The following is a 16,288-nucleotide window of genomic DNA, read 5'->3' on the forward strand; positions in this document are numbered from 1 at the left end:
CGCCCGATGACAGACCCAAAGAACCTAGAGAACAGGCTGCATGAGAAGGCCGACCCGGCCCGCGCCGTTTCCACTGGTCGGGTGCGCTACACACTGGCCGAACTACTGGCCGACGCGGAAGCATCCGGGGCTTACCCGCTGCCGCCGGAGGAACGCGAATGGATGGATGCGCCGTCTGTGGGTCGGGAATGGCCAAACAGTGAAGATTGAAAAAGGCGGCCAGTTCGAGTGGCCGCCCTTTCGTCATTAGCTGCACGCTTGGCGCAAGGCGTTCATTGCTTCTTGAAAATCAGCCTGTGTCGCCCGGCCCGTTTCAGCTTGGTAGTACACCACCATAAAAGCATTAGCGACGGCTTCGGCCAATGGCCCAAGGCTCCGCGCTTCCGCTTGGTTGATGTACTCCAAAGAAGAAAGAATAGCCGCTGCTTGATGCACTGCTTGCCCTGGTTCGATAATATGTTGTGTTGTCATAATTCACCTCTCCAGTAGGTGTTGATTGAAAGTGCCGGGCTGGTTGTGGCCAGCCCGGTGCGCCTACAGGTACAGCCCCGCCGCCTCCGCGAATGCTGACCGCTCATTCCTGCCGCCATTAACCTCAATACTTATCGGCTTAGTTTCGCTCTCTCTCATAGGGTCTGGCCGTGATACAAAAGCGGCTGTTTCTGTCTCTGCATCGACCTCGGTCGATTGATCACCCAGCGGCGAAATAAATACCTGGCTGACTTCTTCCCTTGGCGCTTCATCCAGGGCCGCCAATGCGGCCATGTATGTTGATGTCGTCATCGTGCTAACTCCTGACTTCGTTACTATCTGGGCCAGAATCGGCGCCCAAGCTATTGCCCTCGAACTGGCCAGATTGGCTTGCTTCTTTCGGCTCCATGCTTTCGCGTATCGAAGCAGCCAGTTTTCCGCCTGTGGTTTCGCTCACTCGCTCCTGGAATCCCTGCTTCACTTGAGAGCCGACACCCTTGGCTAACTCGGAGGCCGTGCCTGTGGCCAGCTTCGCGGCCTTGGCAAAGCCGCCACCGCTTGAGCTACTGCCGCTGTCACCAAAGCCAGCCGCTTGGGCGAATGGGCTACTGCCAGCAGTACCCGCTTCACCACCACCGTTTCCGCCACTGCTGACAACTGACCCCATGCTGGACATGTCACCGCCGGTTTCCATACTCGCTGATGCTTTCTGAAAAGCCGCTTGGAGTGCACTTGCACCTCCGGCTGCACCGGCTGCGGCACCCATAACCGCTTTACCTGCCAGGGCAGCGCCGCCAGTTGCCATACTGGCCGCCGTCACCGCCGCCCCAACTGCCGCACCCGCACCGAAGTTTCCAATTCCACCGGCTGCGCCAATACCACCACCAGACACAAGACCAGAAATCATCGGCGGAACTTTGTTGACCAAGAAAAGCAAGATGACCGATATAACCAACATCACGGCCAGTTCCTGGGATGCCATGTTCTCGCTGATTTGCGTGTAGTAGTGATTGATGAACTCTTTGCCAATCGCAACCAGAAGCACCATTGCCATAAGCTGTGCGGCCAGGCCCAGCACGGTCTTGTAGTAATTGATCGCCATGTCGGAAGTCCAACGACTTCCACCAAAGCCAAGGAAGAACACACCGGCATACAACAGAATCCAGGCTGATGCGAGCAACAGCAACAGGTTGACCGCAATCAACGCCAGGACAAACAAAACAGCCAGGGCCATTAGCTCCATGACCAGAGCAGTTGCCATCTGCCGCCATCCCAGCTCCGAGGTGGCCTGTACTGTGCGGTTGTATAACTCGAAACCAAGATCAAGGATGCTGGAGGGCCCAAGATTGCTATTGGAAAGTCCCCCCGCCTGCGCGCCCAGAGTTTGCAATGACTGAACAATCGTACCGGCGATATTCATGCCCTGGTTCGCATTCGTCAGCAACCACCAGAAAAAGCCGGTGAAGATCGTGAAGCGAACGAACTCCGCGAAGAACTCGCCAATGTCGGCCTTGCGCAAAGCCATCATGCCGAATGTCCAGACCATCGAAATCACAACCAGCGTCCAGAACAAACGCGATGCAGCGGACTCAATAGCTGGCCCCCATGTTGCGGCAGCATCATGAAAACGCTTGAGCACATCATTCATAACACCGCTGCTACTTAGCTCCTGCGCCATTGCAGGTTCAGCCAGCACCATTGTGGCGACCATCATCAAGCCACCTAGAGCAATTTTCTTTCTCATGGCGACCACCTCAATAATCATCTTTAGGGCTGGGCTTGAACTCCCACTGACGCATCTGCTTGGCCTTCTGGAATGCTCTGCATTCCTCGGTAAAGGCCTCTCGGTTCGCTTCGCTGCGCATTTCATTCAGTGCTGCCTGGAACGCATCGGGGGCACACGTCGCCGCATTTGGTTCGGGCATCCTTTCCTGTTCACATCCAGCCAACAACAGCAACGTAGCCGCGGTAGTAAAAAAGATTTTTTTCATCTCACCGCCTCCCTAGTAGTTGTCTGCCGGACTCGGGCGAAACGTCCAGGTACGCATTTGCTCGGCCCTGGCATCACCTCGCGCCTCGGCATCGAGTTCTGCTGCAATCCGGGCTGCCTCCGCGTTGTGTTGGGCGGTCAACATGGTGCGAATCTGCAAGAGCTGATTGGCCTGCTGGCTGGCGAGCTGGTTGGCGTAGCCGATGGCCTGTAGCTGGCCAGTTGCACCCTGGGCCGCGCCTTGCAGCCGCTCCAGGGTACGGGCGTCATCCTTCAAAGCCTTTTGCTGGTCGGCAACGGTCTGGAACAGGGCATCGTTGGCCTTCTTTTGCGACTCTGACGCCAGGCGGCGGTTCTCTTCCATCGCTGCCTTTTCGGCCGGCGTGCATCCGCCGCTGCCGTTGAAGCATGGCGAGCTGCGGTAATAGGCCACGTCCTGAAACTTGGCCAGGTAACGATCCAGGCTGCCTAGCTGGTTCTCGTAATAGGCCAGCGTGTTTTGCGCGGCAATCAGCCGGTTGATCGTAGTCTGCGCCTGATCCCAGATATACGCGGCTGGGGCCATCGTGTTCTGGAGCTGATTTTCGTACTGCTGCAACTGGGTCTGGTACTGCTCAATCTGCTTGAGCGTCTGCGCCACCGACTCGATGGCCGTCATGATGTTCTGGGCCAGGTTGCCGCCGTCGATGACGGGGATACCAGCTTGCACAGGGGCGGTGGTAGTGGTGATAAAGCCGGTTGCGAGTGCAACGGCTAGAGCGGTTTTTTTAGCCGCTAAAATTTTGGACTTCATGGTCGTACTCCGTCGATGAAAAGAAGGCATTGCCTTGACCAAGCGTTGTGCTTGTTCTCGGCAACGTTTCATCGAAGAGCTACGCCACTAGCTGATCGGTATTGCCCTTGGCGCTGAGGCCCGGACTTACAAACGTAAAACTACTCTGTTTTTTTATCGCTTTCGGACAAGCCAACTTCCCGGCCAATCTCTTCAAGCTCTAGCGGCTGTACTGCCGCCGTCAGTATTTCGCGTATTTCCGCGTCGGTGCTCCTATCGTTGAGCGCTGCTCGAACTTTCAACGCACGGTGCACCTCGGCGGGTAAATTCCTGATAAGCACATTTGCCATATCAATACCCTTTTGGTGTACCCGACAACCATGCTATCAAAGATATTAAAAATAGCAAGACCTATACTCTTGCAACCGGCGGTAGCCGATCAGCCCCGCAGGGCAGGATTCCCGTTGAGTGCCCCCGGCGCGAATAAGGGACAGTGAAGATAGATAACCGGCTTGCCGGTTAGCTAACTTCACCCATCCTGCCCGCATTTCACCCACTATTGAAAATCTAGCGCATATCGAACGTAAAGCGTTTTATCGTCAAACAAACACCGATTCTTGGCAACATAACCGTAATCGTCACCAAATCGGCCTGCAATCGACATAGTCGCTTCAAAATCGCTGCTCAATCGGCTTTAAATCGGAACCTAAAATGCCAACAATCGACACAAACCATTCGCCCCGATGGGGCGAGTTGGACGCCAAAAAAGAAGGGCATAACCCGCCCCTCAAGTGTCAATGAACACAAGAAATTTGCCTCCCCTCCCGTCATACCACTAAGGCGACGTATTGATACTTGAGGGGCAACCTTTCCTGATGTTGACACCTTCACGCAGGTTACTGGTTATGGGCGTCCAACACACACGGCTCATTCCTGCTTGGTAATAATAAGAATAATAATCTTCTTATTATTCTTACCGAACGAATGGGCACTGCTTAGCCATTTCACGTTTCGAGCCAAGGTTTCAGTACAGATAACTACAAGTGCACACAGCGGCCCTCCAGCACCGTTAGACGCAGATTCTGCTTCAGCTCATGGAATAAGGGACTCCGGGTTGTTTTCCCCTCTCACAAGGCGTTTCAGCGGCCACTGAAGCCGCCTTCTCTTCTTGGCGTTAAACCATCGGCCTATGGCCGATTGATAAAGCCCGCCAGGGCTTTATTGGCAAGGTCAGAACGCGCCCTCAAGGCGCGAGCTGCACCGCGCATGATGGATTATCTTTAGATAATCTTGGATGGATTTCCCAAACTGCCCGCAAAGCAGCGCACCGTCTGGGTTTTCCAAATTGGGACGGGGAACGTTACGACGGCAGAAGGGGAGCGTTACGACGGTAACAAGGGAACGTTACGACGGTAAACGGGTGCAGTTGCCGTGGGGCCAGGCCTCTTGATCTCCCATTTTCCCTTGGCGTATTCGTTCACTACCCAACCCACGGCGGCAAGTTCGGCCAGTGCCTTCCGGGCAGTCTGACGGCGTTTTTTCATAGCTTCGGCATTGGCTTCATCTGGCCAGACATAGCCGCAAAGCGTGTCCAGTTCCACGCGCCCGGATTTGCCGGGGTCGATCCAGCCGCATAGCCGTTGGTGCATCAGCCGTGCCGGATCAGTCTGTAGCACCCGCACTTCCGCCATGTCGATACGGGCATATGGACGATGCCCCAGGATCGCTTCGGCAATACGCGGATTCAGGGCAACCCATAGCCTGCCGTCCGTCTCGTCAAAAGCATGACTCATCAGGTGGAACGCGGCTTGCCGCCGTCCCTTCGTCACAAGGATGGTGACGTTCGACATGCGCAGCAGGCTGGCTTTGAGCGCCTTGATGTTGTCGCCGCTATCCGTCATGCCCGTTTCTGAGAGCAGTTTGGTCAGGCTCTCACGAACCACCAAGCCGTCTTGCTCAATGGCTTCGAAACGGGGTTCAAGGAATAGCCGTAGCTGTCGCCCCGTCTCACTGGTCGGTTCCGGGGTTAGCAAGATGCCGTTCGGGCCGCCAAGGGCCACGATGCCTTGCAAAAGACGCATATCATCGGCCCCGAGAGGTTCGAATCCGACGAAACGCATGGATTCGTCCTCGCCAAAGGTGTAGGTCACGTCCAGCTTGCAGCGTTTGCGATCGCCACGCTTGAGGCTGCGGAACAGGCCAGGTGCCAAACAGTGCGCGGGATCATGTCGGACGTGGGTCAGGTCATGCTTAGGCTTCTTCACGCTGTCTCCTTTTCACCTTGCACTGCCGCTCCAGTACAGCAGGCTTCAACACGCCGCCGTCGTGCCGTCTAAACCAGAGTTCTTGAAAAGGTGCGCCATAGTTGGCCTTGCTGACGCCAAAGCGGACAAAATACCCACGCTGACAATCATCGACCCCCAGTATCTCGGCCTCGCCTTGCGTCATGCCGGATAGGTACGATTGCCAACGGATGTTATCAACCAGTACGGACGATCCACGACTGGCCTGCTGTTGATCGCCCGACCCCATCATGGCTGCGCTTTTACTCGCGTGGTGCAGAAACACAATGGAGCAGCCTGTATCAGCGGCTATGGCCTCCATGTGCCCAACAACCTGCGCCATCGGCCCGCTAGCGTTCTCCTCCTCAATGTGGAAGCGCCGCAAAGTGTCCAAGATCATCAAGCGACGACCTTCAGCGGCTCGTTTGAGAGCATCGAACCAGCTAGCAGCCATGATGTTTGGGCATTTACCGATCAAGGGTTCAATGAGCAAACCATCAGCCACGGCTTGCCGTTCCGCTGCGCTGAGGTGTGCCCCAAGGGCGTGCAGACGATGGTGAATAGCGGCCGGTGGATCTTCAGCAGGCAGATAGACCACTTGCCCGGTGGGAAACTCGCCTATTTCAAGTAAATCAGGCCCGCCTGCAATCTGTGCAGCCAATTGAAGGGCCAACATGGATTTACCAGCCCCACCAGGCGACACAAGAGCACCAACAGTGCCAGCAACCATATTAGGCAGAACATAATCAATGGGTGGCGGCAATTCCGTGAAAGCCGCCATAAGATCAAGAGCCATATAACTAGCCCTCTATAGGGCCAGGTCGCGCAGCTTGATCACCCGATGATTTACGTGCCTCAATCCACTCTTCGACCTCTGACAAATCCCAGGCGACATTTCTACTGGTTAACGCGATACGGCGTGGAAAATCCCCTCGCTGCTCCAGGTTATAAATTGTTCGTGTCGAAAGCGGGATCATCTCCAGGAGCTTCTTCCTGTTGATGAGGGTCTTTATATTTTGCATGGGTCAATACCTCTCAAATGAATAGTTGCTATTCATCGAGTAGCTGCGCGAAGCAGCTAATCGGTAATTGACCTGCCCGATGCCAATGGCGGCCTTATTTATAAATTCACGGCATCAACTTCAATGCTATCAAAGATAGCAAAAACATCAACCCTTACTGCCTCCCGAAGTCCACTCATCAATCATATCGGCCCAATCCTGCAACATCGCCGCCCGCTGCTCGCGGTACTCAGCCTTGTTGTAGACAGCCCTCACGCCCTTCTGCTCGTGCGCCAGGCACTTCTCGATCCAGTCGGTGTTGTAGCCGGCCTCATGCAACAGCGTGCTGGCTGTGCGCCGCAAATCATGCGGTCCGAACTTGGTAAGTGACTTCCCATCTTTCTGCGCCGCCTTGTAAGTCAGCGTCAGCACCTGGTTAAGTGTGGCAGCGCTCATCGGCGCATCCGAGTCGTACCGTGATGGCAAAACGAAGTCGGAACCACCGGCAAAGGTTTTCATGGCAATGAAAATATCCAGAGCCTGCTGGGACAGAAATACCAGGTGCGGGTTACGGCGTTTCATCCGCTCCTTTGGAATCGTCCACAACGCTTCGCTGAAATTGATCTCGCTCCAGGTCGCATTGGTCAGCTCGCTCTTGCGCACCATCGTCAGCAATAACAGCTTGGCCGCCGCACGGTTTGTTGGGCTTGTGCCCACTCGCTCCATGTACTGGTACATCAGCCCAATTTCTTCTGGCGTCAACGCTCGGTCACGTGGCTCGAATCGAGCGATGCTTGTTGGGCGCACCAGTTCTGCCGGGTTTTCGACCTTCTGCCCACGCTCGATGGCCCAGCGAAATACCTGCAACACGATTTCACGCACATGAACGGCGGTGGCCGGTGCGCCTCGCTCAACAATGGCATCAGCCAGCGCCCGCAAGTCTTCGTGGGTGATCTCCACCAGCTTCTGATTGCTGAATTTCGGCTTCAGCTCACGCTCATAAACCGAGCGGCGCATATCGCGGGTGGAGTCGGCCATCTGGTAGCCACGCAGCCACTTCTCCGCCCAGGCACCGAACGTCTCTGCATCTTTCACCCGCGCCTTGTCTCGGGCTTTCTCCTTGGCCGGCGACTTGCCCGCCGCAACCATCTTCTTGGCGTCACCCAACAGCTCGCGGGCTTCGGCCAGGGTGATGCCACCGACACCATAACGCCCAAAGGTGATGGTCTCCTGCCGACCGTTGATTGAGTAGTTGTAACGGAACGAGATGGAGCCGGCTGGAGTCACTGCCACATAGAGACCTTCCCGGTCATTCACTTTGTAGAGTTTGTCCCTGGGCTTGAGATTGCGCAGCTTGGTATCGGTCAGCATGTACCTTGTCCTTCTTCGTCTCCGATACCATGCTGAAAAAATCTCGAATTTATCGTATTTTTTCTTACGAAACAGTAACTTATAGAATATTAATACCATGAACACACAAAAGAACGCAGCATGGTATCGGCATCAATCATGGCATCGCCAAACCATAATACCAGCTTTAATGCCATGCTCAAACGGTGCTTGGCGCTTCCTCCCGTTGCCAGATCGTGCCAAACACAAACAAAAAAAAGCCCGCAATTACGCGGGCTTAGCGGCATTTCATGCCATCAGGTGCCTGGCTGTGCCAGACGCGGAATCATTCCCACTCAATTGTTGCTGGTGGTTTACCTGATATGTCGTACACCACACGCGAAATGCCGTTAATTTCGTTGATAATACGATTAGATACTTTGCCGAGTAAATCATACGGCAAGTGCGCCCAATGAGCGGTCATAAAATCGATAGTTTCTACCGCACGTAACGAGACTACCCAGTCGTATTTACGGGCATCGCCCATAACACCGACTGACTTCACCGGTAAAAACACCACAAAGGCTTGGCTCACTTTGTTATATAAATCGGCTTTATGCAGTTCTTCTATAAAAATGGCATCGGCACGACGCAATATATCGCAGTACTCTTTCTTAATTTCGCCAAGCACGCGCACACCAAGGCCTGGGCCTGGGAACGGATGACGGTATAGCATGTTATACGGTAGGCCAAGCTCTAGGCCTATTTTACGTACTTCGTCTTTAAACAATTCGCGCAGTGGTTCAACTAAACCTAACTTCATATGCTCTGGCAAGCCACCCACGTTGTGGTGCGACTTAATCACATGCGCTTTACCAGTAGCGGAGCCAGCCGATTCAATAACGTCAGGGTAAATAGTGCCTTGGGCTAACCACTTCGCATTTTCTAGCTTTTGTGATTGCTCATCAAAAACCTCAACAAATACCCGTCCTATGGTTTTACGTTTTACTTCAGGGTCGCTTTGCCCAGCCAGCGCTTCTAAAAAACGCTGTTCAGCTTCAACTTTGATAATGTTGAGACCAAAGTGGTCGCCAAACATATCCATAACCTGCTTGCCTTCGTTTAAACGCAGTAAACCGTTATCAACAAATACGCAGGTTAGGTTTTTACCAATAGCACGGTGTAGCAACATGGCAACTACTGAGCTATCTACACCACCTGATAAGCCTAGAATAACTTGATCATCACCAATTTGTTGCTTTAAGCGAATAACAGCATCTTCAATAATGCTGGCTGGGGTCCATAATTTGTCACAACCACAAATATCGCCCACGAAATGCTCTAGCATGCGCAAACCTTGACGAGTATGCGTTACTTCTGGGTGAAACTGCACGCCATAAAACTGGCGAGCTTCATCAACTATACCGGCATGTGGACAGGTTGTTGTAGTAGCACAAGTGATAAAACCTTCAGGAATATCAACAACTTTATCACCGTGACTCATCCACACGTCTAACAGCGCATTGCCATTAGCACTGATATGATCTTCAATTTTGGCAAATAAGGCGTTTGCTTTAACGACTTCAATCTGAGCGTAGCCAAACTCGCGCATATCTGAGCCTTGCACCTTGCCACCCAGTTGTTCAGCCATAGTTTGCATGCCGTAGCAAATGCCCAGCACTGGCACACCAGCTTCAAACACGTATTGTGGTGCCCTTGGTGAATTAGCCTCGTGCACGCTTTCTGGGCCACCAGATAAAATAATACCCGTTGGGTTAAACTCACGAATTTGTGCTTCAGTTACATCCCAAGCCCACAGTTCGCAATAGACGCCTATTTCACGCACGCGACGGGCGATAAGCTGAGTATATTGCGAGCCAAAATCGAGAATTAAAATGCGGTGGTGATGAATGTTTTTGTTCATAGCGACCTTTTAAAAGTAAAGCGGCTGGTATAAACCAGCCGATAACACCAAAATCAGTTTAGCTTACACGGTAATTAGGGGCTTCTTTGGTAATTTGCACATCGTGTACGTGCGACTCACCCATACCTGCAGAAGTAACACGCACAAACTCTGGTTTAGTGCGCAATTCGTCAATCGTTGCGCAACCGGTTAACCCCATAGCGCTGCGCAGGCCACCCATTTGCTGGTGAATAATGTTTTCCATTGGGCCTTTGTATGCGACGCGGCCCTCAATACCTTCTGGTACTAATTTTTCCGCGTTGTTACTACCTTGAAAATAACGGTCTGACGAACCATTACGCTGTGCCATCGCGCCTAATGAACCCATACCACGGTATGACTTATAGTAACGGCCTTGATATAACTCAACATCACCTGGTGCTTCTTCCGTACCAGCAAACATTGAACCGACCATCACACAATTTGCGCCAGCTACTAAGGCTTTGGCCACGTCACCAGAAAAGCGAATGCCGCCATCAGCAATAATAGTTACATCGGTACCCACTACACCCATAGCCGCTTCAGAAATTGCGGTAATTTGTGGTACGCCACAACCGGTAACAATACGCGTAGTACAAATAGAGCCTGGGCCAATGCCCACCTTTACGGCATTCGCGCCCGCTTCAGCTAAGGCTTTGGCACCGTCCGCAGTCGCAACGTTACCAGCGACAATTTGTAAATCTGGATACTGAGCGCGAGTTTGTTTTACCCGGTCAATTACACCTTGTGAATGGCCATGCGACGTATCAATAAGCAAAATATCAACGCCCGCGTCAACTAACGCCGCAATACGTTCGTCAGTACCAGGGCCAACACCCACGGCGGCGCCAACACGTAAACGACCTAGTTCATCTTTACAAGCATTAGGTTTACTAGCGGCTTTATAGTAATCGCGTACGGTAATTAAGCCTTTTAGCTTAAATTCGCTATCTACTACTAACACCTTTTCAATGCGGTGTTGGTGCATTTTTTTAAAGGCTTCTTCACGCGGCGCACTTTCAAGCACGGTAACTAAGCGCTCACGTGGCGTCATTAAACCGCTAACTATTTCGTTATTGTTCGCTTGAAAGCTCATATCACGGCTGGTTAACATACCAACTAAATTGTTGCTGGCATCGACCACCGGAAAACCAGAAAAACCGCACTGCTGTGCTAACTCAAGCACATCACGAATGCTCATATCTGGCCTAACGGTTACGGGATCTGACACTACACCACTTTCGAATTTTTTTACCCGGCGCACGTTAGCGGCCTGGTCTTCAATAGTCATGTTTTTATGAATAAAACCTAAACCGCCCTCTTGCGCTAAAGCAATAGCTAAACGCGCTTCAGTTACCGTGTCCATAGACGCAGAAACCATAGGAATATTCAGCGTGATGCTTTTAGTCAGTCGGGTACGTAGGTCGGCTGTATGAGGTAAAACATTTGAATGTGCCGGTACCAATAACACGTCGTCAAAGGTAAGAGCTTCTTGTTTGATCCTGAGCATTGCAACAATCTCGCTGTGGCTGAAAAGATAGGGAATGTTGCGGTACAATTTTAGCGGTTTTATCGTCGTATCACAAACGGTTTTTTGTTTTATGTTATTCTAACGCCAGTTTACCTATTAGTGTTGATACGAGCGTTGCATGCAAAACCCCGATATTTATACCGTTTCTCGCTTAAATAGCGAAGTGCGCTTAACTCTTGAGCTACAGTTTCAAACCCTGTGGTTGCAAGGTGAAATATCTAATTTTGTTGCTGCAGCTAGCGGCCATTGGTATTTTTCTTTAAAAGACAGCGCCGCACAAGTTAAATGCGCGATGTTTAAACAGGCTAACCGCAATAGCAGCTTTCGGCCGCAAAATGGCCAACAGGTATTAATTCGCGCCCGCATTAGTGTGTACGAGCCGCGTGGTGAATATCAGTTACTGGCTGAATTTATTGAAAGCGCCGGTGCCGGTTTACTAAAACAGCAGTTCGAGCAACTAAAAGCTAAGCTGCTTAGCGAAGGTTTGTTCGATCTGTCTGGCAAAAAAGCGCTTCCCGCCCACGTGCAGCGCGTGGGTGTTATTACCTCGCCGACGGGTGCCGCCATACGCGATATTGTTACGGTATTGCAGCGCCGCGCGCCGGGCATCGAAGTTATTATTTATCCATCTCAAGTACAAGGCGAAACCGCTGCAGCGCAGCTTAGGCAGATGCTAAGCACCGCCATACGGCGCAATGAAGTCGATGTACTTATTATTGGCCGCGGTGGTGGCTCGCTAGAAGACTTATGGTGCTTTAATGATGAAACGCTGTGCCGGGCTATCGCCGACTGCGCTATGCCAATAGTAAGCGCCGTAGGCCATGAAATAGATTTTGCCCTAACCGATTTTGTTGCCGACATGCGCGCAGCTACACCATCGGCAGCGGCGGAGTTAGTATCGCCAGATCAAAGCCATTTGTTAGAACGCGTACAGCGCTTACGTAATGCGCTTATTCAAGCCCAGCGCGCGCGTATGCAGCAGCTAACCCCCAAGTTAGTGAATTTAAGCGAGCGCTTATTAGCGCTGCATCCAAAACGCAGGCTACAACAACAACAGCAACGCTTAGATGAATTACAGCTACGGCTAACCAGCAATGTAAAACGCGTGCTGCAAAGCCAGTTACAACAACAGCAGTATCTTGATAAAAGCCTACGCCAACTATCACCATTAAAAGCCATAACAGCACAACAACAAAGCATTGCCGATTTAGCTCGGCGGCTCACTAGCGCGCAACAGTTACAACTAAAACAGCATAAACAGCAACTAGCCCAGCTAAGCCTACAACTAAATACCGTAAGTCCGCTAGCTACACTCGCGCGTGGTTACAGCATCACGTTTGACAACACCAAACAGGTACTTACCTCAACCGACAGCTTAACAATAGGCGACAGCGTGTCGGTGCGGCTGGCCAAGGGTGAATTTGCCGCTAAAGTAACCAAGCTTACAACGGGTTAAAATCTGAGGGCCTATGTCACACAATACCATTGCTATTAACCAGCAGCGACAACCGCTGAATCATTTAAAATCAGTGTGGTTATTTGGTTATGGCTCATTAATATATAAAGCTGACTTTGCTTACCTTAACCGCAGGCCGGCCTGCATTTACGGCTGGCAACGCCGGTTTTGGCAAGGCTCACATGATCATCGCGGCACACCTGAAGCCCCTGGGCGAGTATTAACGCTGGTTGAAACTGCTACTGCTCGCTGCGCTGGTATGGCTTATGAAGTTACGCCAGATACCTTTGAGTATTTAGACCACCGTGAGAAAAACGGCTACCTGCGCGTGTTTACTACCTTACACTGGCTTGATACACCGGGCCAAACCGAAGGCGTGTTGTACTTAGCTAGCGCAGATAATGCCGCTTATTTGGGGCCAGAATCAGACACCGCCATAGCTGCACATATTGCCCGCAGCCAAGGCCCAAGTGGCGAAAACAGTGAGTATTTACTGAAACTAGCCGCAGCACTGCGAGAAATGAACGAGCACGACGAGCATGTGTTTGCGATTGAACAAGCGCTGTTAAAATTGTAGGGAACGAACTATAGAACTATATAGAACTATAGGGGGTCAGATCCAATTGTTAATTTTGGATCTGACCCTCTAAATGTGGATCGGACCCTCTAAATGTTCTGCAGCACCAATTAACACTACCCAACCTGCTGGCGAAAGCACTAATGTTCCTATACCAGCACTAGTAACAAACCCAGAGTATTGCACAACACCTTCACGCCAAGAGTTTTGTGCGTGGTAGACCTTTTCTGTACGCATGGCAAAATCTAACACTAATACGCCACGACCCACCATGTTAGTACCACTAACAAAACGCTGCACTGTTGCCACTTGTTGGCTATTGGCAAAGCGCAATGTTTGACCGGTACGTTGGTTATTACGGCCACTGCGGGCGACATTAACACCTCGCTCGGCTGATAATAACGCAGAGCGATTAGCACTCGTTCCAAGGTTAGCGCGATAACGGTGCAACTGCTGCTGAAAACGTTGTTCCATTACCGCATGCATTTGTCTGGCATGGCCTTCTTTAGCGGCAATAATGCCGTTGTGATTGGTTAATGCTAATAGCTAAGCTAATTTAGCGAGAAAGGGATCATTGAATACAATATTTAAATAATGTAACGACTAATAAAAAAGGCCAACATATATGTCAGCCTTCCTAAACAGCGAATTTATTCTTAAACAGCTTAGCGTTAAGCTTCTTTGACTACGTCAATAAAGTACTTCAGCTCGCCATCAACAACTTCACGCACTAAACCGTGCACATCGGTTTCGAAGCCGGGAAAGGCACCATTAAAAGCGCGGGTAAATTGCAGGTAGCTAATAATAATTTTATTAAAGCGCTCGCCTGGCACCATTAACGGAATACCTGGTGGGTAAGGCGTAACTAGCATAGCGGTAACTCGGCCTTCGATATCATCAATAGCCACCCGCTCTATATCGCGATGGGCCATTTTTGCCCAGGCATCTGCTGGTGTCATGGCGGTTTCAATATGCGACAGATACATTTCTGTGGTGACTTTAGCCACATTATACTGGCGATATATATTATGAATTTGCTGACATAGGTCGCGCAGGCCTACTTTTTCATAGCGTGGATGCTTTTTGGCAAATTCAGGCATAATGCGCCACATCGGCAGATTTTGATCGTAGTCATCTTTAAACTGCTGTAACTCGGTTACCATTGAGTTCCAGCGACCTTTGGTAATACCAATGGTAAACATGATAAAGAATGAGTACAAACCGGTTTTTTCAATAATAATACCGTGCTCGGCTAAGTACTTACTGACAATTGCCGCGGGTATACCTTGCTCATCAAACTGGCCGTGCAGGTTTAAACCTGGAGTAATAATGGTCGCTTTTATTGGGTCAAGAATATTAAACCCTGATTCTATTGCACCAAAACCATGCCAGCTATCTTTTGCGTGCAGCGTCCAGTTATCGCGAGTGCCTAAGCCTTCTTCTGGCAGCTCATCTGGGCCCCATACTTTAAACCACCATTCGTCATCACCAAATTCAGCGTCAACTTTGCGCATGGCGCGGCGAAAATCTATCGCTTCAAATAATGACTCTTCTACCAAAGCGGTGCCGCCAGGTGCTTCCATCATGGCAGCGGCAACGTCACAACTAGCAATAATAGCGTACTGAGGGCTGGTAGAGCTGTGCATTAAATAAGATTCATTAAACCGATGGGTATCTAAACTGCGATTTTCGGCGTTTTGCACTAAAATTTGCGATGCTTGCGATAACCCAGCTAACAACTTATGCGTTGACTGAGTAGCAAACACTAAGGTGTCTTTCGAGCGCGGCCGGTCTTTACCTATAGCATGCATATTTTCATAAAAACTATGGAAACTGGCATGCGGCAACCAAGCCTCATCAAAGTGTAAGGTATCTATTGTTGAACCTAACTCTTGTTTGATTTCTTCTACGTTATACAAGATACCGTCGTAGGTGCTTTGCGTAATAGTTAAAATGCGTGGCTTTTTGTTTTTTGCATTACGGGCAAATGGGTTGGCTTCAATTTTTTTCGCGATGGCTTCAGCGGAAAACTCACTTTTCGGGATCGGACCAATAATGCCGTAATGGTTACGTGTTGGCATTAAAAATACGGGAATGGCGCCAGTCATAATAATGGAGTGCAAAATAGACTTGTGGCAATTGCGGTCGACGACCACGATATCACCTGGTGCCACCACGGAGTGCCAGACCATTTTATTCGAAGTCGAAGTGCCGTTGGTAACAAAAAACAAATGGTCACTACCGAAAATACGCGCAGCATTTTGCTCGCTTTGCGCCACTGGGCCGGTGTGATCAAGCAGCTGGCCTAATTCGTCTACCGCGTTACACACATCGGCGCGCAGCATATTTTCGCCAAAAAATTGGTGAAACATTTGCCCTACTGGGCTTTTTAAGAACGCGACACCACCAGAGTGACCTGGACAATGCCATGAGTATGAGCCGTCTGAGGCGTAATCCATTAGTGCATTGAAAAACGGTGGCGCTAAGGCATCAAGGTATTTTTTTGCTTCGCGGATAATATGTTTGGCCACAAATTCTGGGGTGTCTTCAAACATATGAATAAAACCATGTAGTTCACGTAGTACGTCGTTAGGTACATGGCGTGTGGTACGGGTTTCACCATAAAGAAAAATAGGAATATCGGCATTACGCTTGCGTACTTCTTTAATAAAAGTTCGTAGTTCACGTAATGCTTTGGCCACTTCTTCTGCACTACCGGTGCCAAACTCTTCATCGTCGATAGATAAAATAAAACATGACGCTCGGCTGGCTTGCTGGGCAAATGCGCTTAAGTCGACATAACTGGTGTAGCCAACCACTTCAAAACCATGACTGCTGATAGCTTGCGCTAGATCACGGATACCAGAGCCAGAGATATTCTCTGAGCGAAAATCTTCATCTATAACAATTACCGGGAAGCGAAATTTCATTGCAGCT

The 16,288-nt window shown here is 50.7% G+C and carries 17 protein-coding genes; 3 read left to right on the forward strand and 14 right to left on the reverse strand.

Features of this window, described 5'->3' with window-relative positions; all coding sequences use genetic code 11:
• Window positions 1–6: 6 nt before the first annotated feature.
• Complete coding sequence (locus tag E0Z06_RS12545; protein ID WP_000131871.1) at window positions 7–210, forward strand: hypothetical protein; 204 nt, start codon at window positions 7–9, stop codon at window positions 208–210.
• Between the two features lie 36 nt (window positions 211–246).
• Here the strand turns inward: E0Z06_RS12545 and E0Z06_RS12550 are convergent, their stop codons facing one another.
• The 12 genes from E0Z06_RS12550 to guaB all read right to left on the reverse strand — a co-directional run bounded on the left by E0Z06_RS12550 (window position 247) and on the right by guaB (window position 11,297).
• Window positions 247–471 carry a type I toxin-antitoxin system ptaRNA1 family toxin gene (locus tag E0Z06_RS12550; RefSeq protein WP_000211355.1) on the reverse strand — a complete coding sequence of 75 codons (225 nt, stop codon included), beginning with the start codon at window positions 469–471 and terminating at the stop codon, window positions 247–249.
• A gap of 63 nt (window positions 472–534) precedes the next feature.
• A complete protein-coding gene (locus E0Z06_RS12555; RefSeq protein ID WP_000213809.1) occupies window positions 535–783 on the reverse strand; it encodes a hypothetical protein in 249 nt (82 codons plus the stop codon).
• A 4-nt stretch (window positions 784–787) separates the two neighbouring features.
• Complete coding sequence (gene trbL / locus E0Z06_RS12560) at window positions 788–2,215, reverse strand: P-type conjugative transfer protein TrbL (protein ID WP_001405816.1); 1,428 nt, start codon at window positions 2,213–2,215, stop codon at window positions 788–790.
• Window positions 2,216–2,225: 10 nt separating this feature from the next.
• A complete protein-coding gene (trbK, locus tag E0Z06_RS12565) occupies window positions 2,226–2,462 on the reverse strand; it encodes an entry exclusion lipoprotein TrbK (protein WP_000718002.1) in 237 nt (78 codons plus the stop codon).
• A gap of 12 nt (window positions 2,463–2,474) precedes the next feature.
• Window positions 2,475–3,254, reverse strand: a complete 780-nt coding sequence (gene trbJ, locus E0Z06_RS12570) for a P-type conjugative transfer protein TrbJ (RefSeq protein ID WP_000836966.1) — start codon at window positions 3,252–3,254, stop codon at window positions 2,475–2,477.
• A 140-nt stretch (window positions 3,255–3,394) separates the two neighbouring features.
• Complete coding sequence (locus E0Z06_RS12575; protein ID WP_000024442.1) at window positions 3,395–3,583, reverse strand: stabilization protein; 189 nt, start codon at window positions 3,581–3,583, stop codon at window positions 3,395–3,397.
• Between the two features lie 1,032 nt (window positions 3,584–4,615).
• Window positions 4,616–5,497, reverse strand: a complete 882-nt coding sequence (gene repC, locus E0Z06_RS12580; RefSeq protein WP_000743064.1) for a replication protein C, IncQ-type — start codon at window positions 5,495–5,497, stop codon at window positions 4,616–4,618.
• A complete protein-coding gene (locus tag E0Z06_RS12585; protein ID WP_001162384.1) occupies window positions 5,484–6,311 on the reverse strand; it encodes a helicase RepA family protein in 828 nt (275 codons plus the stop codon). The genes repC and E0Z06_RS12585 overlap by 14 nt, the downstream gene beginning before the upstream one ends.
• 4 nt (window positions 6,312–6,315) lie before the next feature.
• Window positions 6,316–6,537 (reverse strand): AlpA family phage regulatory protein, encoded by a 222-nt coding sequence (locus tag E0Z06_RS12590; RefSeq protein WP_001179606.1) that lies wholly within the window; start codon window positions 6,535–6,537, stop codon window positions 6,316–6,318.
• A 147-nt stretch (window positions 6,538–6,684) separates the two neighbouring features.
• Window positions 6,685–7,887: a site-specific integrase gene (locus E0Z06_RS12595; RefSeq protein WP_000954590.1), complete on the reverse strand. Its 1,203-nt coding sequence runs from the start codon at window positions 7,885–7,887 to the stop codon at window positions 6,685–6,687.
• Between the two features lie 304 nt (window positions 7,888–8,191).
• Window positions 8,192–9,769, reverse strand: a complete 1,578-nt coding sequence (gene guaA / locus E0Z06_RS12600; RefSeq protein ID WP_132585199.1) for a glutamine-hydrolyzing GMP synthase — start codon at window positions 9,767–9,769, stop codon at window positions 8,192–8,194.
• Window positions 9,770–9,827: 58 nt separating this feature from the next.
• Entirely contained in the window at window positions 9,828–11,297 is a 1,470-nt protein-coding gene (guaB, locus tag E0Z06_RS12605) for an IMP dehydrogenase (protein WP_132585202.1), read from the reverse strand.
• A 139-nt stretch (window positions 11,298–11,436) separates the two neighbouring features.
• Between guaB and xseA the strand changes: the two genes are divergently transcribed.
• Together xseA and E0Z06_RS12615 are read left to right on the forward strand one after the other, a co-directional pair.
• Entirely contained in the window at window positions 11,437–12,774 is a 1,338-nt protein-coding gene (gene xseA / locus E0Z06_RS12610) for an exodeoxyribonuclease VII large subunit (protein WP_132585205.1), read from the forward strand.
• A 13-nt stretch (window positions 12,775–12,787) separates the two neighbouring features.
• Window positions 12,788–13,351: a gamma-glutamylcyclotransferase gene (locus tag E0Z06_RS12615; protein WP_132585208.1), complete on the forward strand. Its 564-nt coding sequence runs from the start codon at window positions 12,788–12,790 to the stop codon at window positions 13,349–13,351.
• A gap of 69 nt (window positions 13,352–13,420) precedes the next feature.
• Here E0Z06_RS12615 and E0Z06_RS12620 read toward each other — a convergent pair whose 3' ends face one another.
• Together E0Z06_RS12620 and E0Z06_RS12625 are read right to left on the reverse strand one after the other, a co-directional pair.
• The gene (locus E0Z06_RS12620; protein WP_132585211.1) at window positions 13,421–13,825 is read right to left on the reverse strand and encodes a hypothetical protein; all 405 of its coding nucleotides are present in this window, start codon (window positions 13,823–13,825) and stop codon (window positions 13,421–13,423) included.
• A gap of 197 nt (window positions 13,826–14,022) precedes the next feature.
• Complete coding sequence (locus E0Z06_RS12625) at window positions 14,023–16,281, reverse strand: arginine/lysine/ornithine decarboxylase (RefSeq protein WP_132585214.1); 2,259 nt, start codon at window positions 16,279–16,281, stop codon at window positions 14,023–14,025.
• Window positions 16,282–16,288 lie beyond the last annotated feature (7 nt).

Origin of the sequence: Rheinheimera sp. D18 (genome assembly GCF_004345025.1) — a bacterium.
Lineage (GTDB): Bacteria > Pseudomonadota > Gammaproteobacteria > Enterobacterales > Alteromonadaceae > Alishewanella > Alishewanella metallidurans.